Genomic DNA, 24,666 nt, shown 5'->3' on the forward strand with positions numbered 1-24,666 from the left:
TTGCAGCTTGCTCCGAACCCGCAGCGCGTTTCAACGACTGACCTGCGGCGCGAACAGACTGAGGCGAGCGGCACCAGCTCGCCGAGTCCCGACGGCCCTGCGAGTCAAGAGAACATATGGGTAGTTGACCGACTGCGTCGGAGCTTGAAATTCGCTAGGCTTGGCTGGCGAGCGATCCCATCGAGCGCGGAGACCACGCCATGAGCCAGGGCGCACCTCTTCATCTGCATGTGCCAGAGCCCACTGGGCGGCCGGGGCATGAGACGGATTTTTCGTACCTCCACCTGTCGCGCGCCGGCGAGGTCCGAAAGCCGCCTATCGACGCATCGCCAAACGACACCATCGATCTGGCCTACACACTGGTGCGCGTGCTCGACGACGAGGGCCGCGCCATCGGTCCGTGGGCGCCGGAGTCCGACCCCGAACTGCTGCGCCGCGGCCTGCGCGCGATGATGAAGACGCGCGCATTCGACGCCCGCATGCTGATCGCGCAGCGGCAGAAGAAGATCTCGTTCTACATGCAGTGCCTCGGCGAGGAGGCCATCGCCACCGGCCACGCGCTGGCGCTGCAGCAGGGCGACATGTGCTTTCCCACCTACCGCCAGCAGGGCCTGCTGCTGGCGCGCGACGACGTGTCGATGGTGGACATGATCTGCGAGTTGATGTCCAACGAGCGCGACCCGCTCAAGGGGCGGCAGCTGCCGGTGTGCTATTCGATGAAGCGGGCCGGCTTCTTCTCGATCTCGGGCAACCTGGCCACGCAGTTCATCCAGGCGGTGGGCTGGGGAATGGCCTCGGCGATCAAGGGCGACACGCGCATCGCGTCGGGATGGATCGGCGACGGCGCCACGGCCGAGTCCGACTTCCACACGGCGCTGACCTTCGCCCACGTGTACCGCGCGCCGGTGATCCTCAATGTGGTCAACAACCAGTGGGCGATCTCGACCTTCCAGGCCATCGCCGGCGGCGAGGCCACCACCTTCGCGGCTCGCGGCGTGGGGTGCGGCATCGCCTCGCTGCGCGTCGACGGCAATGACTTCCTCGCCGTGCTGGCCGCGTCGCGCTGGGCCGCGCAGCGCGCCCGCGGCAATCTCGGGCCAACGCTGATCGAATGGGTGACCTATCGCGCCGGCGCGCATTCGACCTCGGACGATCCCTCGCGCTACCGGCCGGCCGACGACTGGTCGCGCTTTCCGCTCGGCGATCCGATCCCGCGGCTGTCGCAGCATCTCATCGGCATCGGCGCCTGGTCGCAGCAGGAGCACGAGGAGACGCAGGCGAAACTGGAGACCCAGGTCAACGCCGCGCTGAAGGAGGCCGAGCGCTACGGCTCGCTGGCCGATGGGCATCTTGCCGGCGCCGCGACAATGTTCGAGGACGTCTACAAGGACATGCCGGGGCACCTGAAGCGGCAGCGCGAACAGATGCAGTCCGGAGCCGCGTCATGAGCGCCATGACCATGATCCAGGCCTTGCGCTCCGCCATGGACGTGATGCTCGAGCGCGACGACAACGTCGTCATCTACGGCCAGGACGTCGGCTATTTCGGCGGCGTGTTCCGCTGCACCGAAGGCCTGCAGGCCAAGTACGGCCGTTCGCGCGTTTTCGACGCGCCGATCTCCGAAGGCGGCATCGTCGGCTCGGCCGTCGGCATGGGCGCCTACGGCTTGCGCCCGGTGGTCGAGGTGCAGTTCGCCGACTACTTCTATCCGGCCTACGACCAGATCGTTTCCGAAGCGGCGCGGCTGCGCTTCCGCTCGGCCGGCGACTTCAGCGCGCCGATCACCATCCGCATGCCCTGCGGCGGCGGCATCTACGGCGGCCAGACGCACAGCCAGAGTCCGGAGTCGCTGTTTACCCACGTCTGCGGCGTGCGCACGGTGATGCCATCGAACCCGCGCGATGCCAAGGGCCTGCTGATCGCCTCGATCGAGAACGACGACCCGGTGATCTTCCTGGAGCCCAAGCGCCTCTACAACGGCCCGTTCGACGGCCATCACGACCGCCCGCTGGTGTCCTGGTCGGCCCATCCGCTGGGCGAGGTGCCCGAGGGGCACTACGTCGTGCCTCTGGAATCGGCCACCGTGTTCCGCCCCGGCACCGACCTGACGGTGATCACCTACGGCACGATGGTCTTCGTCTCGGAAGCGGCGGCGCGCGAGACCGGGATCGACGCCGAGATCATCGACCTGCGCAGCCTCTGGCCGCTGGACCTGCAGACCTTGGTCGATTCGGTGAGGAAGACCGGCCGCTGCGTGATCGTGCACGAGGCCACGCGAACCAGCGGGTTCGGCGCCGAACTGACGGCGCTGGTGCAGGAGCACTGCTTCCATCACCTCGAGGCGCCCATCGAGCGCGTGACCGGCTGGGACACGCCCTATCCGCATGCGCAGGAGTGGGCCTACTTCCCGGGGCCGGCGCGCGTGGGCGCTGCATTCCGGCGGGTCATGGAGAACTGAATGGGCACCCACGCGATCAAGGTGCCGGACCTCGGCGAAGGCATCGCCGAGGTGGAGTTGGTGGCGTGGCGCGTGCAGCCCGGCGACATGGTGGCCGAAGACCAGGTGCTGGCCGACGTGATGACCGACAAGGCCACGGTCGAGATTCCCTCTCCGGTCGCGGGCAAGGTGCTCGCGCTCGGCGGCGACGTGGGGCAGCAGATCGCCGTGGGTTCGGAGCTGATCCGCATCGATGTGAGGCCCGATGGCGAGGCGGAGGCGGTGTCGGCCGCGCCCGCAAAAGCGCCGGCGCCGGCGCCGGCGCCTGCAGCGGCAGCGGTAACGGCATCGGCAAGCGCACCGGTCGAGCGCGCGCGCCCATCGGGCGGCAAACCGCTCGCCTCGCCCGCGGTGCGCCATCGGGCCGCGGCCCTTGGCATCGATCTACGGCAGGTGCCGGGCAGCGGCGCGGACGGCCGCGTCCTGCACGAGGACCTTGACGCCTGGCTGGTCCGGCGGGCCGGTCCGCAGGCGCCGGGTGCGGCGCGCTACGCAGAACGCGATGACGAGGAGGCCGTGCCCGTGACCGGCGTGCGCCGGCGCATCGCGCAGCGCATGCAGGACGCGATGCGCCGCATCCCGCACTTCACCTACGTCGAGGAGATCGACGTGACCGAACTGGAGCTGCTGCGCTCGCGGCTCAACGAACGCTGGGACAGCGAGCGGGCGCACCTGACGCTGCTTCCGCTGCTGGTGCGTGCGGTCGTGCTGGCGGTACCGCGTTTCCCGCAGGTCAATGCCCGCTTCGACGACGAGGCGGGCGTGCTCACGCGTCACGGCGCGGTGCACGTCGGCATCGCGACCCAGACCGTGGCCGGCCTCATGGTGCCGGTGCTGCGCCACGCGGAGGCACGCGACCTTTGGTCCAGCGCGACCGAGATCGCCCGTCTGGCCGATGCCGCGCGCGCCGGCCGGGCCACGCGCGACGAACTGAGCGGCTCGACCATCACCGTCACCAGCCTCGGCCCGCTGGGCGGTATCGCCTCCACGCCGATCATCAACGCGCCCGAGGTGGCGATCGTCGGCGTCAACCGCATCGTGCAGCGCCCGGTGATGCAGGGCGGCGCGGTGGTCGCGCGCCGCATGATGAACCTGTCCTCCTCCTTCGATCACCGCGTGGTCGACGGCCAGCTTGCGGCCGAATTCGTGCAGGCCGTGCGGGCTTCGCTCGAATGCCCGGCCCTGCTCTTCGTCGTGTAGCCCTATGTGGCGAGCGCGGGGTTGGGCTCGGCGAGCGCCTGGCGGCCCCGCAGGCGCGTCGATCAGGGTTTGAGTGTTGGTCGGTACTCGGCCGCGCGCTCGTCCAGCCCCACAAGCCAGAAACGCGCGTCCGTGGCGTCACCGTGATACGAGGCGGGGAGCCATGCACCAAGTCTGCCGTATTCGGCTTGCAACTCGTCCAGTGGAGGACACGTCGCGTCGCCGGCTCGCTTGTCGAGCGCTTGTTCCAACACCAGCCGCCACGAGGCGGGCAACTCAATGGTGGGCAGATAGGTCGCGGCTATCCTCGCGGCCGTGCGCGGCAGGTGTTCGGCATCGGCACGAAGCACGCGCAGCACTGCGAACTCGTGCAGGGTTGGCGGTCTAGGTGCATTCATATCGCTGTTCAGCTTGTAAACGTGCAAGTCCTGTCGCCCGCTGACATCGGGCGACTCCAGGCAGCTAGCTAGCTGAACGACCTTCGACGAGTTACCAGCCGGAGCCAAGTTCCTGACGAAGACATCCGAAGGCGAGTACAGGACACCCGGAGCCGCGGAACAAAAGACGGTGCCGCCCGACGTCGAGGCGATCCCGCAGGACAAGGCCGGCCCGGTAAAGCGCGCCGCGGCGAAGCCCGACGACGTCGCCCTGATCGCGATGCCTAGTGGAAGTGGCCCGGGTCCGGCTCTTCGACGAACACGGAGATGTGCCGCAGGTGGATCATGGCCAGTATCGTAGACCTGTCGCATTGGTCCGATTCCAGACCGGTGTGGTTATTGTTTTCGAATGGCGAAGCTGCTGGGAAGAGTCATCGTGGTGCTGACGTGCCTCACCGGACCAGCGTGGGCGGCGCTGATCGCTGGCCTTGGTTCATCCGCCAGGTCCGATCAGCTTTTGGCCTTCATTTGAGCCAGCGCCGCGAGCCGGCGAATGCGCGAGTCGGTCAAAACTGTCATGAGGTTCCTCATCTCTCTGATGGTGCCTCGATTTCGCACGATTTAAACCTTGCCCGATGGGACAGTCACCGGCGCCGGTACGGGAGCCACGACTCAGCGTTTGCCCTGGCGGATTCCCCTATGCTGGCGACCGTTCCTCCTACAGGTCTCGACCTTGAGGAGCCGCCATGCCAATGGAACTACTTCAGGCGCTCGCGGATGATGAGTTGCCAGTTGAACTTTTCTTGACACGCGAGGTTCAGGACAAACTTCGCATCCTCCATGATGCCGGCCACATCATCTGTAGCTTCCCGGCCGCGGAATCGGCTCATTTGGAGCCTATTCGCGTCCACATGGTGACGCCGCTGGGCCGCAAGGCGCTCAGGTACTTCGGACCTGAACAGGTGCGAAGCAAAGAAGACGACGGTTGGTCGGAACTACTGGAGCGGTCGGGCGCGTAAGCCCCGCCCACAGCATCCAGCGGGCTGCGTCGTGGTTGTATCGTAGCCCTGCGGCACGAGCAAGACACCCGGCGCGGCGTTCCAGCGTTCCAGCGTTCCGTCGATATGCTGCCCGTCGACGGCGATCTCGACCTGCTTATGCCGCGTCGTGGATTTCATTGGCGCGCTGTTGCTTTTGGCGTGAGTGCCCACAACGATCACTATCGTCCTGGCCCGCCGCCGCCAGGGCCGCCACCACCCCCGCCGGGACCACCCCCACCGCCAGGGCCGCCACCACCCCCGCCGGGACCACCCCCACCGCCAGGGCCGCCACCACCCCCGCCGGGACCACCCCCACCGCCAGGGCCGCCACCGCCTCCGCCGGGGCCACCCCCGCCGCCAGGGCCGCCACCGCCTCCGCCGGGACCACCCCCACCGCCAGGGCCGCCACCGCCTCCGCCGGGGCCACCTCCGCCGCCAGGGCCACCACCACCGCCGCCGGGTCCGCCACCACCGGCACCGGTACCACCCGCCCCACCGCTACCACCAGCGCCGGGCCCACTACCCGCGGATCCGCCGCCTGCGGACCCCGCAGCGCCCGCGCCGCTGCCACTGGGAGCAGCTGCGCCTCCGGCACCTGCCGCGCCTGCGCCGGAGCCCCCCGCCCCCGACCCGGCGCCCCCACCAGGATCGGCGCCCGAAACGACCGCCGCGACGCTGCTACCGCCCTTGAACGCGGTTGCCGCGCCGACCGCCCCGACACCGGAAGCTGCGCTGCCAATCGAAGCCTGCTGGCCGACTTGCCCTCCTGGGGTGTTGCCCACGCATATCCTTTCTCCGAACGGGTTGTAGCGATCGCATGCGGGGTTGCTTGGCGCTGCGGTGCGAATGCCGGCCTTGCCCAGTTCCGCCCTGGCGCGAGCCGTCTGCAAGGTCTCCCCATCCCGTGGCTTCAAGGGCGTGGTGGGGGAGACAAGGACGGGCGGACGCACAGGCTGGGGTTGAATTCGCTCAGCGATCACCGGGAGCGAAAAGGCTTCCTGCTTTTCCGGCGTGCGTGGCATGGCCCGATCCCGGTGACGCAGGACCGTTCGCCGCTCATGGGCTGGGGCATTCGACACACCCACTTCCGGAGCATCCAGTTCCGGGGCCCGCACTGCCAGGACGGGCCGTGGCTCGGCGCTCTCTTGCGGCATTGCCACCTGCGTGGGCACCTCAGCTCCCTGTTGTTCCGCAAGCGACGACTCGGCCACGGGCGGGGCATCGTGCTCCGCAGCCGTTGCTGCAACCGGCGGCGGGATCAGGGGCGCAACCTTCGCGACCAGGAATGAGGGGGCGAGTATCGGCGGCGACTTTGCCAGCGTCTTCTCCCAAGCAGTCCCGAGTCGCGGATGCCAATAGACGAATGCCGCTGCGGTCAGAAGAAGAAACAGCAGGAGCAACGCCAGTGAGGTGTCGAAGCCCGGTGGCCGCCGAGATCGAACGGAGCGCCTTGGGTCGGGGTCGACAGCGGGCGCCGGCCGCAATTCACGCAGCGCATTTTCTGGCGGCGCGAACCCGTTGCGTGTGTCCGGCATCGTCGCAACGAAAGCAGCCGCATCGAACCGGACGCCCGAAAACTTGCCCGCACACCCGCGGCAGAACTTGGCCCGGTCCCGATTGGGTGTGTGGCAGGCGTCGCAGTATTTGGTCATGCTTGTTCCCCCGCTTCCGTCGAGGAACGCTCGCGCCCTATCCCACGGGAATCCACGAGGTGAGGATGACGAGCGAATTGATCACGACGAAGAAGGCCACGAGATCCAGAGCGGATGCTCGGCGCGGCACGGCGAGCTCGTCCCAATGCGACGCCGCCACGGTGCCCAGTTCCTTGGCGACATAAAAGCCCGCGAGCTTGTGCGAGCAGCATTTGCAATAGCGTGCCGACCCGAGGTTGATCGTGTTGCAGGCATCGCACACCTCTGCCGAACTGGCGCCCACCCGCAGCCGGACCAGATCGATCAAGCTTCCGAAGGCGGTGAACTGCGCAGGCGGCGTCTCGGCCAACGATTCGACGGCATTCATTGAATTTCTCCTTGGTGCACGCGGGTAGCCAGTCGGCTGGACGATCCCTTCGGATGGGAAGGTTTCACATTTCCTATCGTTGTCCTACAGCCGTCGCGCCGGATTTGTAAGACAGTCGCTCACAAAGATGTCCCATTGGTAACGATCGGTTAATGTCTCTCTTGAAACGCGGAGAATCGGATTGCAAGAAAGACTGCAAGACCTCATCGGAACGCGACATCCCGATGAACGTCGCCCACAACGTGCCAGCTCCGGTTCCCGGACAGGTCCTTTCGCGGAGACACGCTCGCCGAGGCCGTAGCGTGGCGAAGCATTTCTATGGCGCACAAACGCACTGGATCGAAGACTGGGAAGCCTCAGGCGGCGGCGCCATCCGCCAGCGATGCCCTGGCTCAATCCACGGAAGGTCAGGTGCGCTGGGTGCTGGCTGCCTGCGCACGCGTCTTTCGGCCCATGATCCGCCTCGCTGTCGCCTACGGCATCAAGCACCGCGATCTGGAAGTTCTGTTGCGCGACCTCTTGCTCGACGAAGCGCGTCGCGTGTGGGTAAATAAAGGCACCGAGCCGAACATCAGTCAGCTGTCGGTCACCACGGGATTGAACCGCAAGGCAGTCACGGCCAAGGTGCGGGAGCCTGAAGAAAGTCTGCCGCGCTCTGAGATGTCGGCCGAAGCGAAGACCCTCACGCAGTGGCTGCAGGCGTACGCCTATGACCCCGCACTGCGCTCCTTGCCGATCGCGGCCGAGGATGGGCAGCTCTCCTTCGAAGCGCTGGCTCGGAACGCGAGCCGTGGTGACCTGCACCATCGAGCCATCCTGGACGACTTGATTCGCCTTGGCATGGTGATTGAATTCGATGGTCGCGCTGAACTCGCCACGGGAGCCTTCGTTCCCGCGAACGACCTGAAGCAGATGCTCGCCTTCCTGGGCGATAGCGCACGCGACCACTTGCTGGCCAGCGTGTCGAACACGCTGGGCACGAAGGCGCCCCTGCTCGAGCGATCGGTGTTCGCCGGTGGCATCTCGCTGGCCGACTGCGAGCGAATTCACCATTTCGTGCGGGAACGGTGGGCGGGACTGCACCATGACCTGACCCAGGAAATGACGCGCGCCTACAACGCCGCCGACGAACGCGCGACAGGCCGCATACGTGTCGGGATCTACACCTACTATGAAGACGCTGGGGCGGACGACACTACGATGTCCGTTCCAACTTTAGAAGCACCAGGGAAAGCAGGATGACCAGCCGTCTACTCCGCGCCGGGATCGTGGCGCTGTCCACAGCCTTGCTGCTCTCCTGCGGGGGTGGGGGCGGTGGCGGGGGTGGCGGGAGTGGCGGTGCCAGTGCGCTGGTTGCTAGCCCCGGGAGCAACCCACCGCTCCCGAATACCGATGGCAGCGCGATGGACGCGACCAACGGCTCCTCCGCCGATGCTGGCGCTGGCGCACCGGGCGTTTCCAGTCCCGCAGGCGGCGGTCTGGGTGGCATCGCAGTGGATGCCGCGAGCAGCGCGACCCCGACGGCGTCGAGTGGCGACGATGCGTCGGGCGTCGGCTCGGGGGGGACTGGCGTGAGTACGGCTGACGCCACCGGCGTCGGGGCAGTCGACGGGGCGGGCAGCATCATCGTCAACGGCCTTCGCTATGACACGGCCCGGGCTGTAGGCAATATCCTCGACGCCCCAGCCGGGCTGCAGTTGGGCATGACCGTGAAGGTCACCGGCCCGGTCAACACGGACTTCACGAACGGCATCGCGCGTCACGTGGACTCGGCAGCAGATCTCAAGGGCCCGCTGCTGTCGGTCAATCTGCCGCAGGGCAGTTTCGTGATACTCGGCACTACGGTCAGCACGGACTCGGGTACTGTGTGGGCCGACGCTTCCGGCCTCGCGGCCATTCCAGCCGGAAAGACGCTGCAGGTCTGGGGTCTGCCAGGGCCGAGCGGGGTTCTGCGCGCCACGCGCGTCGAACAGCGCGACCCAGGGGAATTCATTCTCACGGGCACCGTTGAGGGTCTCGACACGACTGCCCACGCCTTCACGCTGGGAGGGCTGGTTGTCGAGTACGGGGTTGCCGTGCAATCGGGCAGTCTCGACGGCCAGCCGCTCGCCAACGGGACTGTCGTTCGCGTGCGGGCTGACACATTGCTTCAAGGCCGGCTGGCCGCGAAGTCGGTTCAGTGGTGGTACCCAGTCCCGCGAGTCGAGGGCAGTACCGCTCAAATTGCGGGCCTCGTGACGAACTTCGCAGGTCCCGCTTCCTTGCGCGTGTTGGGCCTGCAGGTCGACGCTTCAGCCGCACAAATCACCGGCGGTCCGCAAGCGGCGCTCGGCAATGGCGTGAAGGTTGAGGTCGGCGGACGCATCGCCAACGGTATTCTGAAGGCGACGAAGCTGAAGATCCGGAATGTGCCCGGGACCGGCGGGCCAGCTTCGTTCGACCTGACCGGGACCGTCGGCGCCTTCCGTTCGTCCGCCGATTTCCGTGTCAGGGGACAGCCCGTGAATGCCAGCAGCCCGAACGTGCACTTCAGCAATGGCACAGCGGCCAATCTCGGCAACGGCGTCAAGGTCCATGTCCATGGCACGGAAGTCCTGAACGGCGTGCTGACTGCCGACAGCATCGAGTTCCAATAGTTGAGAGCGACGGTCGAAGATCCTGGTGTGGGCCGATTTTTGCCCGCCACTTGGTCATTCTCACGCGCTCATGCTGTTGGGCGCTTGCGTGCGAGCGGCTCGGCTTCGTGCTCGATCCCCCACCGGGCGCTTCGCCGGAGGGCGCGACAGCCGACTTGGCCGCTGCGTTGGAGAACGTTGGAGCGGCACTCGACGAACTCCAAATAGCCTTCGGAATGGCTGACCTACCTCCCGGGACATGCTTCAGTCCTCCCTGGCCTCGTCTGTAGGTCCAGACGGGCATCCACCAGCGGTCCCCGCCCGCAGTCGCATAGGCGCGATCCGAATGGTGCGGCCGCTTTAGAGGTGCATCGTCTCCTCTCCAATCACTCAACAGGAGACCTGCGATGGCTGATCTGAATGACCCCCGCGTGCCGGGCGACAAGGATGGAACCGGTACCGCCACTGGCGTGGGTGCGGTGCTGGGCGGCGTTGCTGGTGGCGTAGCTGGCGGCGCTGCCGCCGGTGCGGCCGTTGGCGGAATGACCGGCCCGGTCGGCGCGGTAGTGGGCGCTGCGGTTGGTGCCGTGGCCGGCGCTCTGGCAGGCCGTGCCATCAAAGCCGACCCGGTCGCCGAAGACGCCTACTGGCGTGAGAACTATGCCGGGCGAGACTATGTGGCCGCCGGTACAAGCTACGACGCCTACTCGCCCGCCTATCGCTACGGCGTCGATGCCTATTCGCGTTTTCCGGATCGGAAGTTCGACGATGTCGAAGCGGATCTCGGTCGAGACTGGGGGACCGCTCGGGGACGGTCGTCGTTGGAATGGGATCGAGCCAAGCATGCGACACGTGATGCCTGGCAGCGTCTCAGCGACAACGTCGAAAGAGCCATTCCTGGCGATTCGGATCGTGACGGTCGCTAGCGCTCGATGATCGACAAGGCGGCCACGGTCGTCTTGTCCTATTCCGCTGGGCAGGGCTGCGAGATAGCTCGGGTCAAGTCCACAAGGCCAACAGGTTGAAGGTCTTGGGGCCGGTCACCCGTACTGGATTGACGCATGCCGGCAACCCGACAGCTCGGGCAGCCGCCTCGGGTTCAGGCTTGCCGTTTTTCGATCCAATGGGTGGCCGGACCATGAAGTCGATTGCCAACTTCCAAGGCCCGAAGCAGCCTTTGGCGGTTGATGTCGTTGTCGGGGATCCACAGGTGATCGCATCCGCCCTCAGGCTGGCACCCATGTGACACTTCTTCGGATCGGCGAAGCCTGATCTCGGTGAGTGCTCGCAACACAGTCTTCACGGCAAAACTCCTCTAGGAACGCGCAGCGTCGCGGACCTCGAACGCCCTTCGCCAAATTCTTGCGACAAACGGCAACAACCTTTGATTCGCCGCCTCGAGCTTTGCGCGCGCTTTCCTCGTTCGTGTGAGCGTTCGCCGAGAGGCCTGCGGTCCATCCGCCAAGCGTGACTTCTTCCAGGAGTCTCCTAGGGAACGCCGTCTTCGATTGCCAGTCCTGGAAACCGTGGGTTCCGAGATCGGCAGCTTCGGTGAGATCATGGTTTTAGTGAAAAAGTAAAGAAACCAAAGTACTACATTTGTCTACAATAGTTACATGGACGAAACACGATACGACGCAGAGTGGCTGGCGCAAGAGTCGGAGTACGCAGCGCGGGCGTCGTCACCACGGCGAATCTCCCGGCGCGGGAAGGAGCCCGCAAAGGGTCTCGGCCTGGGAGCTTGGCGTAGCTGCGCGCTTGTCGTTGGCCTCGCCGTGGCCTTGGCTTGGACCATGAAAGTGGCCATGGGCAGTTAGACCTCAGCGCCGAGAAAATAGGCACGTGCCTTGCACAGCATGAAGGGCCTAAAGGCGTAGGCGCGCCCATGCCTAGGGCTTTCGAGGAGGCTAACGATGAGAAAACACCAAAATGCCAACGATGGCGTCGAGATTGCCTCGGCAGGTGGTTACCGCGTCTATAGGGTCGCGAAGGCCGACGGCAGGGTGGTTTTTGAACTCGTCGGACTCGACGGCGAGAAGCTGCCGTTTGTGTTCGGAGACATGCACGAGGCGATGGCCGCGATGACAGCACTCCTCGCGCGACCCATTGCCGACGACGTCGGAGGCGCAGCAGCGCTCCCTACGCTACCCGACGCCTAAATTGCGGCAACTCTTGCCAGGGCAGCCTCCGTGTTGAGACACTTTCGTGGGGCCGAATGGCCCTCGCGCTAACCGCGGTCCAGGCAAAACTCGAAGAACTCGTCGAGTTCCGTAGATTTGTCGAAGAACTCGTCCGCACCTGCGTCGAGAGAAGCCTTGCGCATCGCCTCGGTCGGATAGTTGGTGAGCACGGCGACTCTTTGATGGCGGTCGCGGCCTTGGCACCAACGGACGACACCGAGCCCCGATCCTTGTGCCAAGAAGAGATCGACAACAGCGAGATCCCACTGCCCCTTGTGATGCGCAAGCCAGGCGATGGCTTCGCCTTCAGTCTCGGCAACGGCCATCACGCTTGCGGACCCTAAATCGGCCAGCGCGGGAATCAAATGATCCCGAATCTGTTTGTTGTCCTCAACGAGGAATACCGATAGCCCTGCCATCTCGCAACGGTAGTTGGAATCCTTGCAATGTGAGTGAGCGCTCAGGATGTGTGAGGGTAGGATCGAATCGCCAATGACCGAATCCCAGCGCACCCCAGAGCAGCTAAAGGCCCAACTCAAATGGGCGCTTGCGTGCGAGCGCCTCACGTTCGCCCTCAGTCCGCCTGCCGGCGCGGACCCTGAGTCTGCGAACGGCGTGCTCACGGCGATTGAACGAGTCCAAGACGCTCTGAAGGAACTCAAACTGGCGTTCGGCTCAGCCGGGCCAGCTGCTCATCCTGATCAGGCTGCGCACTGAACACCCGACGGGGTCCGCGCCCTCGTTCTCCCCTCCCGCGCGTGGGCCAGCGATAGGCGATGCCTCGGCGAGCGACCTCAGCCGCTCGGTTCCTTGCCTGAGAGCGTGCGTCCAGCTGTCATGAAAGACTCCCGGAGGTGTCGTCTGGCATGTGCGTCTCCTCGGACAGGAGCCCGTGGGCTTGCTGGGTGCGCCCGGCGCGCCGCGCTCTTTGCCCGTCGTGATGTTCGGCCCCTCATTGGGGCCGTTGGGACCGTCACCGCCCCACGGTTCGATCTTCGTCGTCTCCTTCGTGGAGTCGATCGACGGTGCATGGCATGGTCTCCTTACGGGAATCAAGCTTCCTGCGAAGGGCGCGTCGGCGGCGTAGGAACCTGCCGGGCGCGAGAGTCGCCCGAGTCGGGCGATTGCCTACCCACGGCAGCGAGTCTTACGTACATGCATGCTTTCCCGTGAATAGTTCCATTGCCAGACACAACACTGAAGGACGACGCGTTGGCCGCCTACGCTCAAGAATCCCCGGTACCGGGCGCTGCCTGCCTATCAGGCATCAAATGGGGCGCCGCCAGCGAGGAAGGTTGAATAGCGCGAGGACTGGCTTCGCCAGAACTCCCACATGGCGGCGGGCCACGGCGCGAGTGCCAGCAACTGGTTCAAGCAAGAATGGACGAGAGGCACTTCGCGCGCCAAGGAGTCGGGCGAGTCCATGTCGCACTTCAAGGTCTCGGAAGTTGTGTGCATAGAAAGTCTCCTGTTGTGAGCAGCGATGCTACGCAAGACCATGCACGCTGCCTTGATGTAGACCAAGGTACCTTCTCTTCGCCTCACGAGAATCGAACGGGGAGCGGCAAGGCCATTGAAGCTGATCGTGCAAAAAGCGTCCTACACCTGCTCTGGGTGCGACTACCGTCTGCATGTTGACGCGTGCCTACTTTAGCGGCGGAGCATCGTCGCTCCGGCCATCGAGAAAGGCTTCTCATGAATCAAGGTAACAACCCCAACCAGCCCGGCAATCAGACGTCCAATCCCCGCCAGCAGCAGCAGGACCCGGGGAAGCAGCAACAGCCAGGGCAAGGTCAAGGCAATCCGGGGCAGCAGCAGCAGGATCCCGGCAAGCAGCAGACCGGTCAGCAGCCTGGTCAGGGCAGGCAGCAGCAGCCCGACCAGAAGAAGTGACTCGAGGAGGAGCAAGAAGGAGCGCGCCTCGCCAGGGGGGGCGCGACTTGCGCATGTAGAGACATGCCACGTTGATGCCTCGTCAGGTAGGCGCTGGAGAGGCACCGTTCTTGCCTTGGCCTCCGCTGGACCGGCAGCCAGGCTATCTTGTTGTGCTCCGTGCACCGCTGGCTTTCCGGAGACCGCCGTGACTATCTTCCATCCCACCCGCGTGAACCTCCAGTGCCGCCGAATAGGTGACCCTGTGCGCTTCCTCTTTGACAACGTTTCGCATCGCATGGCGTTCAGCGATCGTTCAGAGAATCGGCACATCATTGATGTCTCCTCCGACCATCGACTGGTCTTTGCCCGCTTCGGCGGGCTTTTTCGTGTCGCTCCCGAGTGACTGACCGGTTGCGTGTCCTGGAGAAGCGCTTCGAATACAAGACCCCTGGGACGGCGGGCCGCAGTGGCGGGATTGAAAAATCTTGATCAACGTTGGGAACGGCCCAATGACACACCTCAGGCACATCGCAGTTTGGGTCGACGAACCGGACCCCGGCCACTTCCATTGGGTGATCCACGAGAGCACCGAGAATGGGTCAGTCTGGGTTTCCGCGCCTGCAGGCATGGGTCGTCCAGCAGCGCAGGTCGCGTAGGCGATGGGCTTGCTCGCCGCACGCTGCAGCGCCTCCGCGGAAGCGATCGCAACGCGAAGATGTCGCTCTCAGCGACCCGCAGGCGCAGGGAACCGCTGCGAGGCGCGCTCAGCCTCGGTGCGACGCGGAACGGCCGAGCGCGTGCAAGCTGGCGGGCAGTTCTGCAGCCAGTTCGCGCGCCAGATAGCCCAACGGACCGTGCCGCCGCGACAGTGCAGCCCCAGCGCTTGCGTGCGCCGCCACGCCCCAGGCGCAGGCGGGGAGCGGCTGCAGGCCCCGCGCCGCCAGGCCGCCAATCAGACCTGCCAGCGTGTCCCCGGAGCCCGACGTAGCCAATCCCGCCGCCCCATCATCGAACTGCCACAACGCACCGTCCGGCGAGGCAATGACCGTGCTGCCGCCCTTCAACGCCACGCACGCGTTCCAGCGGCTTGCAGCGTCGCGCGCCGCCGCGACCGGGTCTTCGCAGACAGCCTCCTTGCTCTGTCCACTGAGGTAGGCCATTTCGCCGGCGTGTGGCGTCATCACCACCGGTTGGTCGAGCGCGCCGTCGCGCACGACTGACATGGCCAATGCGTCCAGCACCACCGTCGCGTGGCTGAACAGCGGCATCTGCGCGCGGACCAAGCCGACGATCGAGCGTTCGTGCTGCATGCCGGGCCCCACGACCAGCGCACGGACGTGCGCCGCCAGCGCGGCGAGCGAATCGCCGCCGCGTGCGAGCAGCGCGCCACTGCGGGCCTGTGGCAGGCCGACGACGCGCGCCTCGGGGACCGAGAACGCGAGCCCGTACGCAATCCCCGCCGGCGCCGCGATCGTGAGCTTCCCTGCGCCCGCCCGCAACGCGGCCACAGCAGCCAGCAGCGCCGCGCCCGGCATTTCCACACTGCCGGCGACGATCAGCACATGGCCGCGATCCTCCTTGTCCGCATCTTCACCCGGCTTCGGCAGCGGCCAGCGCGCCAGGACGGCGGGTGTCAGTCGCTTCGGACGAGATCCGGTCGCAGCCATTGGACGCTCAGGGCTTCGCCGCAGACGGCACATCGGGCGCGCTGGTGACGGGCGTGGCTGCTTCGCGCAACGGCGCGAGGAAGTTGACGAGGTCCAGTTGCAATTCCTCCTCGTCCCCATGACCGCGCGCGGCACGATAGGAGGTGATGGCGCAGTTGGGAACGTCGCCCTTGCGGTCGATGTCGAGGATCTGGTGCTCGTCGAGGCGTTCGAGCAGGTAGCGCATACAGTTGACGATGACCTGGTGCGCCACCACCAGCACGCGGCGCTGCGCATATTCCCGCGTGATCATCTCGATCAGGCTGCGCAGTCGAAGGATCACATCGCACCAACTTTCTCCGCCGGGCGGCCGAAAGTAGAACTTGCCGACATGCAGCCGTTGCTCGTTGAGCTCGGGATGCTTCTGTTGAATGCCGAACTTGGTCAGGCGGTCGAGGATGCCGAATTCCTTCTCACGCAGGCGCTCGTCCAGACGCAGCGTCGCGACTGCGCTCGACATCCGGGCGCACTCGGCCACCAGCGCAGCGGTTTGGCGCGCCCGCTGGTAGGGCGAACACAGAATCACCTCCGGTTGATCGTTTCGAGGCAGCTTGGCGAACCAGGCGCCCAAAGCCCTGGACTGCTGAACCCCGAGGTCCGACAACGGAACGTCGATGTCGCGCCAGGCCAGATCGATGACCGCCAAGCCTCCGGACTCGGCCGCATCACGCGCGACGTTGCCGGCGCTTTCACCATGCCGGACGATCCACAACTGGGCTGGCCAGCCGGCATTCATGGCGTCACCCCTGCTGCGGCCTTTGCAAGGCTGATCGCCGCTTCCACACGGTGAAACGGCGGGGACGGCGGCGGGGACAGCGGCGGGGTTCGTGTCTGCGGGGCAGTGGCGGGCATTTGTTCTGGCATTGGATTGCTCCCGTTTGGAACATGCGATCTCGCACTTGGCGTGGGCGTAGGACGGGTTCTCTTCTTGTCCGCGAAGGGCGCCGGCTTCGCGCGCTACACGATCGGCCGGGCAGGCATGGCACGGTGATTCTTGGAGGTTCCCAGAACGAGGACAGTGGCTACATGAAGTTCGAAGGCGCACGCTTGCTGATGGTGACTCACGACACGGGCGCCAAGGCCGACAAGACGAAGGTCACGACATCGCAATTGTTTGAAGAGCAGCTGGCTTTTGTGTGCGGGCTCCTCCCACGAATGGTCCGGCGAACTGCACCTCGACGACATCGAGTTGTCGGTCGTGAACCTCCCGGTCAAGTTGAAAACGCTGACGGCCGGCCTAGACTTGCAGTCTGCACTTTTACGGAGGTCCGTCATGAGCACACCGACCCAAGTCGTACAACAGGCTTATGCCGCCTTCGGGCGCGGGGACGTCGAGGGCATCCTGGCGTTGCTGACCGATGATGTGCGGTGGCGTTTCGTGGCCAGTGCGGGCATCCCCTATGCGGGCGAGTACACCGGCAAGCTACAGGTTCGAGGATGGTTCGGCACGCTGGCCGAATCGGACGACATCCAGAAGTTCGAGCCGCGCGAATTCCTCGAAGGACCCGATCACGTCACCGTTCTTGGCTGGGAACAGACCAAGCCGCGACCCAACGGCAAGGTTTTCGAGAGCGAGTGGGTTCATGTCTTCACGCTCAAGAACGACAAGATAAGCCGCTGGATCGGCACGCTCGACACGGCTGCCTACGTGGCGGCGGGAAGATAGGCGCAAACCGGTCCAGAAGATCAGTCGACAGTGTTCCTTGGCGCAAGCGGCGGAAGTCGACGGTCCTTGCGACGGAGGCGTTGGCGCTGGTGGCAAGATCAGTCAGCGCGAGTAGGAGAATGCCCAAGCGACGTCGAAACGCATCTCAAGGGTTTGCGCAGCACACGTGCGCCGCTCGAGTTGGTCCCGACGTAGCTGCTCGCTCACCTACCGCAGCTGCGCTGCGACCAACCATCCGGCGCGACCTTCGATTTCTTGCCAGCCCCATCCAGTTGGGCAGCAGGCGCGGGCTGATCGAGCAGAGATGAGGCGCGGGCCTACAGACTTCGCGCGAGTCCGAGTGCTACTTTCTCTCAGCGACGAACCCTCGTGAGGTACGCCATGACCTCTGCCCCCTTCATCCTGTACGGCGCCCCGGGCTCCGGGGCCACTGCGGTGCATGCCGCGATCACGCTGATGGAGCTCCCGGTGCAGGTCGTGGACGTTGCGCCCTGGCAAGGAGACCATGAACGCGGGCGCTTGAGCGCCGTGAACCCGATGCGTCAGGTCCCTGTGCTCGTGCTGCCGTCCGGCGAGATCATGACCGAGAGCGCCGCCATGCTGATCTGGCTCGCCGACCGCTACCCCGCGGCGGGTTTGGCGCCGAGGACGGATGATCCGACACGTGGCCAGTTTCTCCGATGGATGACCTACGTCTCGGCTGCGATCTACGCTCTCTATTGGGTACGTGACGAGCCCTCTCGACTCGCCTCGAACCCGGACGCGGAAGCGACGATCCTTGACCGGACAGCCGAGCGAATCGCGCAATGCTGGCGGGAAATGGATGCACAGATGCCGCGTGGCCCTCGCTACTTGCTGGGCGACCGGGTGAGCGTGCTGGACCTCTACGTCGCGGTGGTGTCCCGGTGGCAGCCCCGTCGGCTGCGCTTCTACCGGGAGGCGCCACGCATGGCGGAAGTGGTCCGACGCGTCGACGCCGAGCCCCGGTTGCTGGACCATTGGGCGGCCCGCTATCCCTTCGTGCCGCTTTGGGAAAGCGAGGGCCCATAGCCGGGCGCCCTCCGGTCGGCGGCGGGCCATTCATCGAGGAGGTCGACCGGTGCGCGTGCGCGCGGTCCACTCATCCTCCGCCGCGATCACGTCAATTTTTCGCCTACAGGAGTTGAAGATGGCAGACGATCCAAAGAAAACCGGTCTCGACCGGAAGTTGATTTCCCTGTCCGAGCCGCATGAAGTCCAGAGTTGGACCCAGTCGCTCGGCTGCACCGCGGAGCAGCTCAAGGAGGCCGTGGGCGCCGTGGGCGACAGTGCCGAGGCCGTGCGCGCGTACCTCAAAAAGAAGTAGCGCGGAGAGGGGCTTCATGATTCTGCTTGCGCTTCTGAGGGCGTGGAACCGTCTGGAGACGTACCGGCGGACCACGTGGCTGGACTCGTGAGTCCGAAGTCCGCCCGACGCGACTACTTGGTGGCGGTGGCGGAATTTGAGGACCGGGGGCTTCGCCTCTGTTTTCGCCGTTCGGGCCACGCAAGCCGGCAAGGCGAGCGCGACCGGCAAGCGCGAGACTCGACGCTGCCAAGCGCGCCCTGTAGATTTCGGCATGGCCCGCGAAACCCGCCTGGAACCGCTCCAGAAATACTGGTCGAAGCGCGACTTCGCGGTCACCTCCGAGCCTCGGGGCGAACACGCGCCCCGCAACGGCAAGGCTCTTTCTTTCGTCATCCAGAAGCATGCGGCGAGCCGGCGCACTACGACTTCCGCCTCGAGCTGGATGGGGTCCTGCTCTCCTGGGCGGTGCCGAAGGGGCCGAGCTTCGACCCCGCCGACAAGCGCATGGCGATCCATGTCGAGGACCACCCCCTGTCCTATGGATCGTTCGAAGGCACCATTCCGCCCAAGCAATACGGCGCCGGCACGGTCCTCGTCTGGGACAACGGCACCTGGGAGCCCGAGGGCGACCCGCGGGAAGGCCTGAAGAAAGGCAAGCTGCTCTTCCACCTCCACGGTCAGAAGCTGGCCGGCTTGTGGGAGCTGGTCAAGATCGCCAAGGGCGGCGAGAAGCAGGAGCCCTGGATCCTGTTCAAGAAGAAGGACGCGTATGCGCGACCGAAGGCGGACTACGACGTCGTCTCGGCCCTCCCCGATAGTGTGATCGCCAAGCCGCTGCGCGTGGCGCCTTCCGAGCCCAAGGTCGCGGCGACGCGCGGTGCCACGGCCAAGCGCGCCAGCGGCGCGGATGACAGGGTGCCGGGGGCCGTGAAGGCACCGCTCCCCGCCAAAATGAGTCCCCAGCTCGCAACCCTGGCCACCGGCGTTCCGGCGGGCCAATGGCTCTACGAGATCAAGTTCGATGGCTACCGGATCATGACCCGCATCGACAACGGCAAGGCCGCGCTCGTGACGCGCGGCGGCCACGATTGGTCGGCCAAGATGCCCGGCCTGGTGCGCGAGCTGGAGGGCCTCGGGCTCAAGTCAACCTGGCTGGATGGCGAGATCGTGGTGCTCGACGACAAAGGCCTGCCCAGCTTCAATGCATTGCAGAAGGCCTTCGACCTCGGCGCGGGCAACGCGCAGATCGTCTACTTCGTGTTCGATGTGCCCTACTTCGAAGGCTACGACCTGCGCGAAGCGCCGTTGGTGTCGCGCCGGCAGTTGCTCAAGGCACTGCTCGACGAGAAGGCGACGGACCATGTCCGCTTCAGCGCCGCCTTCGAAGCCGACGCCGCGTCGGTGTTGAGTTCGGCCTGCCGCATGAACCTCGAGGGCGTGATCGCCAAGCGGGCCGACGCGCCTTACGCCTCGCGCCGCACGGAAACCTGGCTCAAACTCAAGTGCCAGCAGCGCCAGGAGTTCGTGGTCGCCGGCTACACCGACCGCTCGGACGGCTCCCCGCAGATCGGCAGCCTGCTGCTCGGCGTCCATGCGCCAGACGGCACGCTGGTGTCGGTCGGCAGCGTCGGTACCGGGTGGGACTCGGACGAGGCTGCGGCGTTGAAGCGCAAGCTGGTCAAGATCGAGGTTGCCAAGCCCCCCTTCCCTGCCGGCGCGGCCAAGCCCGCCCGGTGGTCCAAGCGAGCCCCAGGCAGCGAGCGCTGGGTGGCGCCGCGCATGGTCGCCGAAGTGGCCTTTGCCGAATGGACGCCCGACGGACAGATCCGGCACGCGTCCTATGTTGCGCTGCGCACCGACAAGCCGGCCAGCGCGATCGTGCGCGAGACGGCCATGACGCTCGCGGATGCTGGCCCCGTGAAGACGGCAGGCAAGACCGCCACCGGGGGGATCAAGGTGAGCAACGCCGGACGCGTCATCGACCCCGATTCGGGCCTGACGAAGCTCGACCTGGTGCGCTACTACGAGTCGGTGGCGGACTGGATCCTGCCGCATTTGAAGACGCGGCCGTGCTCGCTGGTGCGCGGGCCGACCGGCGTGACGGGCGAGCTCTTCTTCCAGAAACATGACGAGAAGATCAGCATTCCCGGGATCAAGGAACTGGACCCCAAGCTGTGGCCGGGTCACGCTGCGTTGCTCGAGATCGGCACCGCGCAAGCACTTGCGGCTGCGGCACAGATGAACGTCATCGAGTTTCACACCTGGAACTCCACGGCGAAGAACATCGACAAACCAGATCGGATGATCTTCGACCTCGATCCCGGTGAAGGCACGTCCTGGCAGCACGTCCAGGAGGCGGCGATCCTGGTGCGCACACTATTGTCGGAATTGGGGCTCCAGGCCTGGCTGAAGACCAGTGGCGGCAAGGGCCTGCACGTCGTGGTGCCGATCGCGCCGCGCTTCGACTACGAGGCGGTCAAGGGCTTTTCGCAGGCGGTGGTGCAGCACCTCGCGCGCGCCATCCCGGCACGCTTTGTGGCCAGGAGCGGGCCCTCGAACCGGGTCGGCAAGCTGTTTGTCGACTTCCTGCGCAACGGGCACGGCGCCACGACCGCGGCGGCGTTTTCTGCTCGGGCGCGCGCCGGCCTCGGCGTGTCGATGCCGGTGGACTGGGATGACCTGCCCAAGCTGAAGAGCGGTGCGCAATGGACCGTCGCGACTGCGCGGGAGCACCTGTCGTTTCAGACGACAGATGCATGGGCAGACTACTGGACGACGCGCCAGCCGCTGACTGCCGCGATGAAGATGATCGGGTTCAGGCCGGGAACGTAGCTCAGCCACCATGGCAAGGCGCTCGGCCGGAAATTGCATCATGAAATCCATCGAACGCCATGTTGGCGCGGTCGAGCGCACGGCGCGATTCACGTCCGAACCCTAGTTCAGGTCCTTGTCCTTCCAGACCTTCGAGCCTCCGAGGGACACCCCCGCCTGCAGGCCGGTCTTGGTCAGCACATACGCGGTGCCGCCCGAGAACGCGACAGCACCCGCCTTGACATTGGCCTCGTCCTTGCCGGTGCCTGCGCCCGCGGCAGCGCCGGCCGAGGCATCCCAGCCGTTGTCGATGAAGTCGGCCAGCGACTTGGCATCCTTGAACACGAAGAGATAGCGCGTGTCGGAGGCCCCGATCTGCAGGCCTGCGCTCGCCTGGGCGATGTTCATGTACGTGTCCTTTTTGGACTTGCTGTCGTGCGCTATGCCCTTCCCGCCCGCTCCGCCAAGGCCGAAGCTCAAACCGTAGGTCGTGAATACGGCGTAACCGGGCGCCTTGCCTACCGCGTTCTTGATCTCGGGATCGGCCTTGTAGAAGTCCTCGAGCGCCTGCTTGGCCTTTGCCCTGACCTCGGCCTGCTTGGCAGCGTTGTCCTGCGCGTAGGCACCGCGGGCCAGCAACGATGCCAGCGATGCACCGACGACGAGTAGCTTGCGACGTTTCATTGCGTTCTCCTTTCACGGTCATGCAAATCCACCTCATGGGCACGAGGGAGTCCGGCTGGGCTGCACGTCTCCCTGCGAGCGACCCGTCCGAATGTTCCCACAGATCCGGTCACCTCGGCTACCCAGGAAATCGATGCCCAGCGCAGGCGATCTGGGACGCGGTGGCTCGGTTCGACCGGCTTGCGCCGCGGGTCAACGGCGCCGCGGCGCGGACAGAGCGATCAACAGCGCCGTCACCAGCGCGCCGCCCGCAGCGGCGCAGAGGACTGCCTTGATCGGCTCGTCCATCACGTATTGCTGCCCTTTCGCGCGCAGGTCGACCGCCTGTTCCTTCATGCCCTGGATCTTCTGGCCCGCCGCATCGACCGCATTGCGGGCGTAGGTCTTGGCGGAGTCTGCGACGCTGCCAGCCTTGTCCTCGGCATCTTGCAGGCAGCCCTGGGCGGCATTCGCCGCATTGCGCCCGACGGCGTCAGCGGCGTCCATGCTGCGGCGCATCGACGCACCCTCATCGGCATAGGGCTGGGTGTCCGAGGAGCCTCCCTGCGGCGACGGCGTGCCCTGCGCGGACTGCTGCGACTGTCCGGACTGCTGCCCAGCCTGCCGGTCTTGCTCGAACGGAACGAACGCGCCTGCGGTCCAGGTGGTCTCCGGCCGCGTGCCGCTCGACGTGGTGGTGCGACTCGGGTCGCTGTCCGGCCGCGCGCCGGTTGAAGGGTTGTCCATAGTGCCTCCGGAGAAGAGAATGAAGCAAGCCGCAGCGACAGAGCGACTTCCTGATTCATGCAGGTATCCGCCCACCCGGCATGCGCATGGATCAGCGATTGAGCCCAAGCGTTGTAGGCCGAACTCCAGACCGGAGTCGGCGGCGCGGCCCGTCGCACAACCAAGGAGATCATCATGGGCCTCTTGACGCAGATTCTCGGCGGACTCGCCGGCAATGCACTCGGCGGACGCCGCAGCGACGGCTCGCGCGGCGGCGGCGGCGGCATCAGCCCGATCCTGATGGCCTTGCTGCCGGTGGTCCTCAGCATGCTGAGCCAGCGTGGCCACGCAGGCGGCCTCGGTCCGGGTCCTGCCGGCGGAGCGGGTGGTCTCGGAGGTCTCGCCGGCATGGGCGGCCTCGGCGGCCTGCTCGAACAGTTCACCCGGAAGGGCTACGGGAGCCAAGCCGATTCATGGGTCGGCACCGGCGCGAACGAGGCCTTGCCCCCGACTGCAATCGACGACATCTTCGGCCGAGATCAGTTGCACCAGATCGCGCAGCAGGCAGGCCTCGGCGACGACGAGGCGCGCTCAGGGCTGTCGGAATTGCTGCCCGACGTGGTAGACCATTTCACGCCCGGCGGTCAAGTGCCCGAGCAGAGCCAGCTTACGTCGAGCGTCGACGACTTTCTGCGGCAGTTCCGCTAGGCAGCATGTCCGCGACGTGTCCAAGGTGTTTCCGCACCCGGACCCGTCGGCGAAGTTCCAGCGGACAAATAGCCGCGGCCGGACGGGCAGATCCTCCGTCCTGCATCGTCGCCGTGGCCGCCTGCTCCGCCGCCGTCGCAGCAGCCGCTGCTCGACAGAACGCACCTAAGGGCGGGCTTCGAAGACAAGGTTGAACGGCGTTTGCGCAGCACGCCGGAAGCGGCCAAACCCGCCTTCGCGAGCGACCCAGCCCAGCCGCTGCTCGCCGGCCTGCGCCCCCAGCCCGAGCCCCACTTCCTGCGACAGCGAGCAGGGCGTGCAGACCATCGTCGAGGCGAAGTAGAAGATGCGCCCGACCGGGTTGAGGTTGTCCTCCAGGCGATCGTTGGCAAACGGTTCGACGATCATCCACATGCCGTCCGGCGACAGCGTCTCGCGCACGTGTCTGGCCGCTCCCACCGGGTCGCCCATGTCGTGCAGGCAATCGAAGAAGGCGACCAGGTCGAAGTCGCGGCCTGGATACGTCTTCGCGCCAGCCACTTCGAAGCTCACACGATCGGCGACGCCCGCGGCGGCAGCACGCTCGCGCGCGGCGTTGATCGAAGGCTCGTGATAGTCGTAGCCGACGAAGGTCGAAGCCGGGTAGGCCTCGGCCAGAACGATCGTCGACGCGCCGAATCCGCAGCCGACGTCGGCCACGCGGGCACCTGCGTGCAGCCGCTCGCTCATGCCGTCCAGGGCCGGAATCCAGCTCGGCGCCAGGTTGGCGTTGTAGCCGGCCCTGAAGAAGCGCTCCGTGCCTGAGAACAGGCTCGGGTGATGTTCGTGCCAGGCAAGGCCGGTGCCATCGCGAAAGGCTCTCTGTACCTTGTCGATGTCGAGGAACATCGACATCAGGCATTCGAACCCACCGCCCATGAAGGCAGGACTGCTGTCGTCCGCCAGCACCAGTGCGGCCTCGGGCGAAAGCGCGTAGGTCTGCGCCTCCGGGTCATAGTCGACGAAGCTGCTTGCCGCCTGCGCGCTGAGCCACTCCTGCGCGTAGCGCAAGCGCAGGTGCGTGCGTTCGCTGAACTCGTCCACCGTCATCGGCCCGGCGCCGGCCATCGCCTTGTACAAACCCAGGCGGTCTCCGAGGATGACCAGCGGCGCGCTGGCGAGCGCGCCGAACTCCGTGACCATCCTGCCCATCAAGGCATCCAGTTTGTCTTCGTCGATCTGCATGACTTCACTCCTCGGGGTTGCGCCGTGCCGCA

25 protein-coding genes and 1 pseudogene are annotated in these 24,666 nt (G+C 65.9%); 15 read left to right on the plus strand and 11 right to left on the minus strand.

Annotated features, from left to right (window positions below; all coding sequences use genetic code 11):
* Positions 1–200: 200 nt before the first annotated feature.
* Genes QTI17_RS22760 through QTI17_RS22770 form a run of 3 tightly spaced genes read left to right on the plus strand, consistent with a single transcriptional unit; the run spans position 201 to position 3,697 of the window.
* Positions 201–1,448: a 3-methyl-2-oxobutanoate dehydrogenase (2-methylpropanoyl-transferring) subunit alpha gene (locus QTI17_RS22760; protein ID WP_286535807.1), complete on the plus strand. Its 1,248-nt coding sequence runs from the start codon at positions 201–203 to the stop codon at positions 1,446–1,448.
* Entirely contained in the window at positions 1,445–2,458 is a 1,014-nt protein-coding gene (locus QTI17_RS22765) for an alpha-ketoacid dehydrogenase subunit beta (protein WP_286535808.1), read from the plus strand. Before QTI17_RS22760 ends, QTI17_RS22765 begins: the two co-directional genes overlap by 4 nt.
* Complete coding sequence (locus QTI17_RS22770) at positions 2,459–3,697, plus strand: dihydrolipoamide acetyltransferase family protein (RefSeq protein ID WP_286535809.1); 1,239 nt, start codon at positions 2,459–2,461, stop codon at positions 3,695–3,697.
* A 62-nt stretch (positions 3,698–3,759) separates the two neighbouring features.
* On the opposite strand, the gene QTI17_RS22775 is transcribed toward QTI17_RS22770, so the two are convergent.
* A complete protein-coding gene (locus QTI17_RS22775) occupies positions 3,760–4,446 on the minus strand; it encodes a hypothetical protein (RefSeq protein WP_286535811.1) in 687 nt (228 codons plus the stop codon).
* Between the two features lie 374 nt (positions 4,447–4,820).
* Between QTI17_RS22775 and QTI17_RS22780 the strand changes: the two genes are divergently transcribed.
* Positions 4,821–5,093, plus strand: coding sequence for a hypothetical protein (locus QTI17_RS22780; protein WP_286535812.1), 273 nt, complete (start codon positions 4,821–4,823; stop codon positions 5,091–5,093).
* A 136-nt stretch (positions 5,094–5,229) separates the two neighbouring features.
* On the opposite strand, the gene QTI17_RS22785 is transcribed toward QTI17_RS22780, so the two are convergent.
* Together QTI17_RS22785 and QTI17_RS22790 are read right to left on the minus strand one after the other, a co-directional pair.
* On the minus strand, positions 5,230–5,634 hold the full coding sequence (locus QTI17_RS22785) for a hypothetical protein (RefSeq protein WP_286535813.1): 405 nt from the start codon (positions 5,632–5,634) through the stop codon (positions 5,230–5,232).
* Positions 5,635–6,803: 1,169 nt separating this feature from the next.
* The gene (locus QTI17_RS22790) at positions 6,804–7,133 is read right to left on the minus strand and encodes a hypothetical protein (RefSeq protein WP_286535815.1); all 330 of its coding nucleotides are present in this window, start codon (positions 7,131–7,133) and stop codon (positions 6,804–6,806) included.
* A gap of 420 nt (positions 7,134–7,553) precedes the next feature.
* On the opposite strand from QTI17_RS22790, the gene QTI17_RS22795 reads away from it, so the two are divergent.
* The 3 genes from QTI17_RS22795 to QTI17_RS22805 all read left to right on the plus strand — a co-directional run bounded on the left by QTI17_RS22795 (position 7,554) and on the right by QTI17_RS22805 (position 10,674).
* On the plus strand, positions 7,554–8,375 hold the full coding sequence (locus QTI17_RS22795) for a DUF6502 family protein (protein WP_286536115.1): 822 nt from the start codon (positions 7,554–7,556) through the stop codon (positions 8,373–8,375).
* A 161-nt stretch (positions 8,376–8,536) separates the two neighbouring features.
* Complete coding sequence (locus QTI17_RS22800; protein WP_286535816.1) at positions 8,537–9,769, plus strand: DUF5666 domain-containing protein; 1,233 nt, start codon at positions 8,537–8,539, stop codon at positions 9,767–9,769.
* Between the two features lie 386 nt (positions 9,770–10,155).
* Positions 10,156–10,674: a glycine zipper domain-containing protein gene (locus QTI17_RS22805; RefSeq protein ID WP_286535817.1), complete on the plus strand. Its 519-nt coding sequence runs from the start codon at positions 10,156–10,158 to the stop codon at positions 10,672–10,674.
* Between the two features lie 73 nt (positions 10,675–10,747).
* Here the strand turns inward: QTI17_RS22805 and QTI17_RS22810 are convergent, their stop codons facing one another.
* Positions 10,748–10,990, minus strand: a complete 243-nt coding sequence (locus QTI17_RS22810; RefSeq protein WP_286535818.1) for a hypothetical protein — start codon at positions 10,988–10,990, stop codon at positions 10,748–10,750.
* A gap of 671 nt (positions 10,991–11,661) precedes the next feature.
* Between QTI17_RS22810 and QTI17_RS22815 the strand changes: the two genes are divergently transcribed.
* Positions 11,662–11,907, plus strand: coding sequence for a hypothetical protein (locus tag QTI17_RS22815; RefSeq protein WP_286535819.1), 246 nt, complete (start codon positions 11,662–11,664; stop codon positions 11,905–11,907).
* A gap of 68 nt (positions 11,908–11,975) precedes the next feature.
* Here QTI17_RS22815 and QTI17_RS22820 read toward each other — a convergent pair whose 3' ends face one another.
* Positions 11,976–12,347, minus strand: coding sequence for a response regulator (locus tag QTI17_RS22820; protein ID WP_286535820.1), 372 nt, complete (start codon positions 12,345–12,347; stop codon positions 11,976–11,978).
* Between the two features lie 73 nt (positions 12,348–12,420).
* Between QTI17_RS22820 and QTI17_RS22825 the strand changes: the two genes are divergently transcribed.
* Positions 12,421–12,645 carry a hypothetical protein gene (locus tag QTI17_RS22825; RefSeq protein ID WP_286535821.1) on the plus strand — a complete coding sequence of 75 codons (225 nt, stop codon included), beginning with the start codon at positions 12,421–12,423 and terminating at the stop codon, positions 12,643–12,645.
* 933 nt (positions 12,646–13,578) lie between these two features.
* On the opposite strand, the gene QTI17_RS22830 is transcribed toward QTI17_RS22825, so the two are convergent.
* Positions 13,579–13,836, minus strand: a complete 258-nt coding sequence (locus QTI17_RS22830) for a hypothetical protein (protein ID WP_286535822.1) — start codon at positions 13,834–13,836, stop codon at positions 13,579–13,581.
* A gap of 172 nt (positions 13,837–14,008) precedes the next feature.
* Between QTI17_RS22830 and QTI17_RS22835 the strand changes: the two genes are divergently transcribed.
* Entirely contained in the window at positions 14,009–14,206 is a 198-nt protein-coding gene (locus QTI17_RS22835) for a hypothetical protein (protein ID WP_286535823.1), read from the plus strand.
* Positions 14,207–14,567: 361 nt separating this feature from the next.
* On the opposite strand, the gene QTI17_RS22840 is transcribed toward QTI17_RS22835, so the two are convergent.
* Together QTI17_RS22840 and QTI17_RS22845 are read right to left on the minus strand one after the other, a co-directional pair.
* On the minus strand, positions 14,568–15,470 hold the full coding sequence (locus QTI17_RS22840) for an NAD(P)H-hydrate dehydratase (protein ID WP_286535825.1): 903 nt from the start codon (positions 15,468–15,470) through the stop codon (positions 14,568–14,570).
* 7 nt (positions 15,471–15,477) lie between these two features.
* The gene (locus tag QTI17_RS22845; protein ID WP_286535826.1) at positions 15,478–16,245 is read right to left on the minus strand and encodes a histidine phosphatase family protein; all 768 of its coding nucleotides are present in this window, start codon (positions 16,243–16,245) and stop codon (positions 15,478–15,480) included.
* A gap of 537 nt (positions 16,246–16,782) precedes the next feature.
* Between QTI17_RS22845 and QTI17_RS22850 the strand changes: the two genes are divergently transcribed.
* The 4 genes and pseudogenes from QTI17_RS22850 (at position 16,783) to ligD (ending at position 21,334) form a co-directional block, all read left to right on the plus strand.
* The gene (locus tag QTI17_RS22850; protein ID WP_286535827.1) at positions 16,783–17,175 is read left to right on the plus strand and encodes a nuclear transport factor 2 family protein; all 393 of its coding nucleotides are present in this window, start codon (positions 16,783–16,785) and stop codon (positions 17,173–17,175) included.
* 381 nt (positions 17,176–17,556) lie between these two features.
* Positions 17,557–18,225, plus strand: a complete 669-nt coding sequence (locus QTI17_RS22855) for a glutathione S-transferase family protein (RefSeq protein WP_286535828.1) — start codon at positions 17,557–17,559, stop codon at positions 18,223–18,225.
* Positions 18,226–18,343: 118 nt separating this feature from the next.
* Positions 18,344–18,520: a DUF3606 domain-containing protein gene (locus QTI17_RS22860; RefSeq protein ID WP_286535829.1), complete on the plus strand. Its 177-nt coding sequence runs from the start codon at positions 18,344–18,346 to the stop codon at positions 18,518–18,520.
* A 253-nt stretch (positions 18,521–18,773) separates the two neighbouring features.
* A pseudogene (gene ligD / locus QTI17_RS22865) lies at positions 18,774–21,334 on the plus strand (DNA ligase D).
* Between the two features lie 102 nt (positions 21,335–21,436).
* On the opposite strand, the gene QTI17_RS22870 reads toward ligD, so the two are convergent.
* Together QTI17_RS22870 and QTI17_RS22875 are read right to left on the minus strand one after the other, a co-directional pair.
* Positions 21,437–21,997, minus strand: coding sequence for a lipid-binding SYLF domain-containing protein (locus QTI17_RS22870; RefSeq protein ID WP_286535830.1), 561 nt, complete (start codon positions 21,995–21,997; stop codon positions 21,437–21,439).
* Positions 21,998–22,189: 192 nt separating this feature from the next.
* On the minus strand, positions 22,190–22,723 hold the full coding sequence (locus QTI17_RS22875) for a hypothetical protein (protein WP_286535831.1): 534 nt from the start codon (positions 22,721–22,723) through the stop codon (positions 22,190–22,192).
* Positions 22,724–22,897: 174 nt separating this feature from the next.
* On the opposite strand from QTI17_RS22875, the gene QTI17_RS22880 reads away from it, so the two are divergent.
* Positions 22,898–23,410 carry a YidB family protein gene (locus tag QTI17_RS22880; protein WP_286535832.1) on the plus strand — a complete coding sequence of 171 codons (513 nt, stop codon included), beginning with the start codon at positions 22,898–22,900 and terminating at the stop codon, positions 23,408–23,410.
* A 165-nt stretch (positions 23,411–23,575) separates the two neighbouring features.
* Here the strand turns inward: QTI17_RS22880 and QTI17_RS22885 are convergent, their stop codons facing one another.
* On the minus strand, positions 23,576–24,634 hold the full coding sequence (locus QTI17_RS22885; protein WP_286535834.1) for a class I SAM-dependent methyltransferase: 1,059 nt from the start codon (positions 24,632–24,634) through the stop codon (positions 23,576–23,578).
* Positions 24,635–24,666: the final 32 nt, after the last annotated feature.

Source organism: Variovorax sp. J31P179 (genome assembly GCF_030316985.1).
Lineage (GTDB): Bacteria > Pseudomonadota > Gammaproteobacteria > Burkholderiales > Burkholderiaceae_C > Variovorax > Variovorax ginsengisoli_B.

What these genes read in the sequence shown, in the direction of transcription:
- QTI17_RS22760 (WP_286535807.1), top strand. Translation starts at nt 201, where the DNA reads ATGAGCCAGGGCGCACCTCTTCATCTGCATGTGCCAGAGCCCACTGGG.
- QTI17_RS22765 (WP_286535808.1), top strand. Translation starts at nt 1,445, where the DNA reads ATGAGCGCCATGACCATGATCCAGGCCTTGCGCTCCGCCATGGACGTG.
- QTI17_RS22770 (WP_286535809.1), top strand. Translation starts at nt 2,459, where the DNA reads ATGGGCACCCACGCGATCAAGGTGCCGGACCTCGGCGAAGGCATCGCC.
- QTI17_RS22775 (WP_286535811.1), bottom strand. Translation starts at nt 4,446, where the DNA reads ATGCGACAGGTCTACGATACTGGCCATGATCCACCTGCGGCACATCTC.
- QTI17_RS22780 (WP_286535812.1), top strand. Translation starts at nt 4,821, where the DNA reads ATGCCAATGGAACTACTTCAGGCGCTCGCGGATGATGAGTTGCCAGTT.
- QTI17_RS22790 (WP_286535815.1), bottom strand. Translation starts at nt 7,133, where the DNA reads ATGAATGCCGTCGAATCGTTGGCCGAGACGCCGCCTGCGCAGTTCACC.
- QTI17_RS22800 (WP_286535816.1), top strand. Translation starts at nt 8,537, where the DNA reads ATGGACGCGACCAACGGCTCCTCCGCCGATGCTGGCGCTGGCGCACCG.
- QTI17_RS22805 (WP_286535817.1), top strand. Translation starts at nt 10,156, where the DNA reads ATGGCTGATCTGAATGACCCCCGCGTGCCGGGCGACAAGGATGGAACC.
- QTI17_RS22810 (WP_286535818.1), bottom strand. Translation starts at nt 10,990, where the DNA reads ATGGGTGCCAGCCTGAGGGCGGATGCGATCACCTGTGGATCCCCGACA.
- QTI17_RS22815 (WP_286535819.1), top strand. Translation starts at nt 11,662, where the DNA reads ATGAGAAAACACCAAAATGCCAACGATGGCGTCGAGATTGCCTCGGCA.
- QTI17_RS22820 (WP_286535820.1), bottom strand. Translation starts at nt 12,347, where the DNA reads ATGGCAGGGCTATCGGTATTCCTCGTTGAGGACAACAAACAGATTCGG.
- QTI17_RS22825 (WP_286535821.1), top strand. Translation starts at nt 12,421, where the DNA reads ATGACCGAATCCCAGCGCACCCCAGAGCAGCTAAAGGCCCAACTCAAA.
- QTI17_RS22840 (WP_286535825.1), bottom strand. Translation starts at nt 15,470, where the DNA reads ATGGCTGCGACCGGATCTCGTCCGAAGCGACTGACACCCGCCGTCCTG.
- QTI17_RS22845 (WP_286535826.1), bottom strand. Translation starts at nt 16,245, where the DNA reads ATGAATGCCGGCTGGCCAGCCCAGTTGTGGATCGTCCGGCATGGTGAA.
- QTI17_RS22850 (WP_286535827.1), top strand. Translation starts at nt 16,783, where the DNA reads ATGAGCACACCGACCCAAGTCGTACAACAGGCTTATGCCGCCTTCGGG.
- QTI17_RS22855 (WP_286535828.1), top strand. Translation starts at nt 17,557, where the DNA reads ATGACCTCTGCCCCCTTCATCCTGTACGGCGCCCCGGGCTCCGGGGCC.
- QTI17_RS22860 (WP_286535829.1), top strand. Translation starts at nt 18,344, where the DNA reads ATGGCAGACGATCCAAAGAAAACCGGTCTCGACCGGAAGTTGATTTCC.
- QTI17_RS22870 (WP_286535830.1), bottom strand. Translation starts at nt 21,997, where the DNA reads ATGAAACGTCGCAAGCTACTCGTCGTCGGTGCATCGCTGGCATCGTTG.
- QTI17_RS22875 (WP_286535831.1), bottom strand. Translation starts at nt 22,723, where the DNA reads ATGGACAACCCTTCAACCGGCGCGCGGCCGGACAGCGACCCGAGTCGC.
- QTI17_RS22880 (WP_286535832.1), top strand. Translation starts at nt 22,898, where the DNA reads ATGGGCCTCTTGACGCAGATTCTCGGCGGACTCGCCGGCAATGCACTC.
- QTI17_RS22885 (WP_286535834.1), bottom strand. Translation starts at nt 24,634, where the DNA reads ATGCAGATCGACGAAGACAAACTGGATGCCTTGATGGGCAGGATGGTC.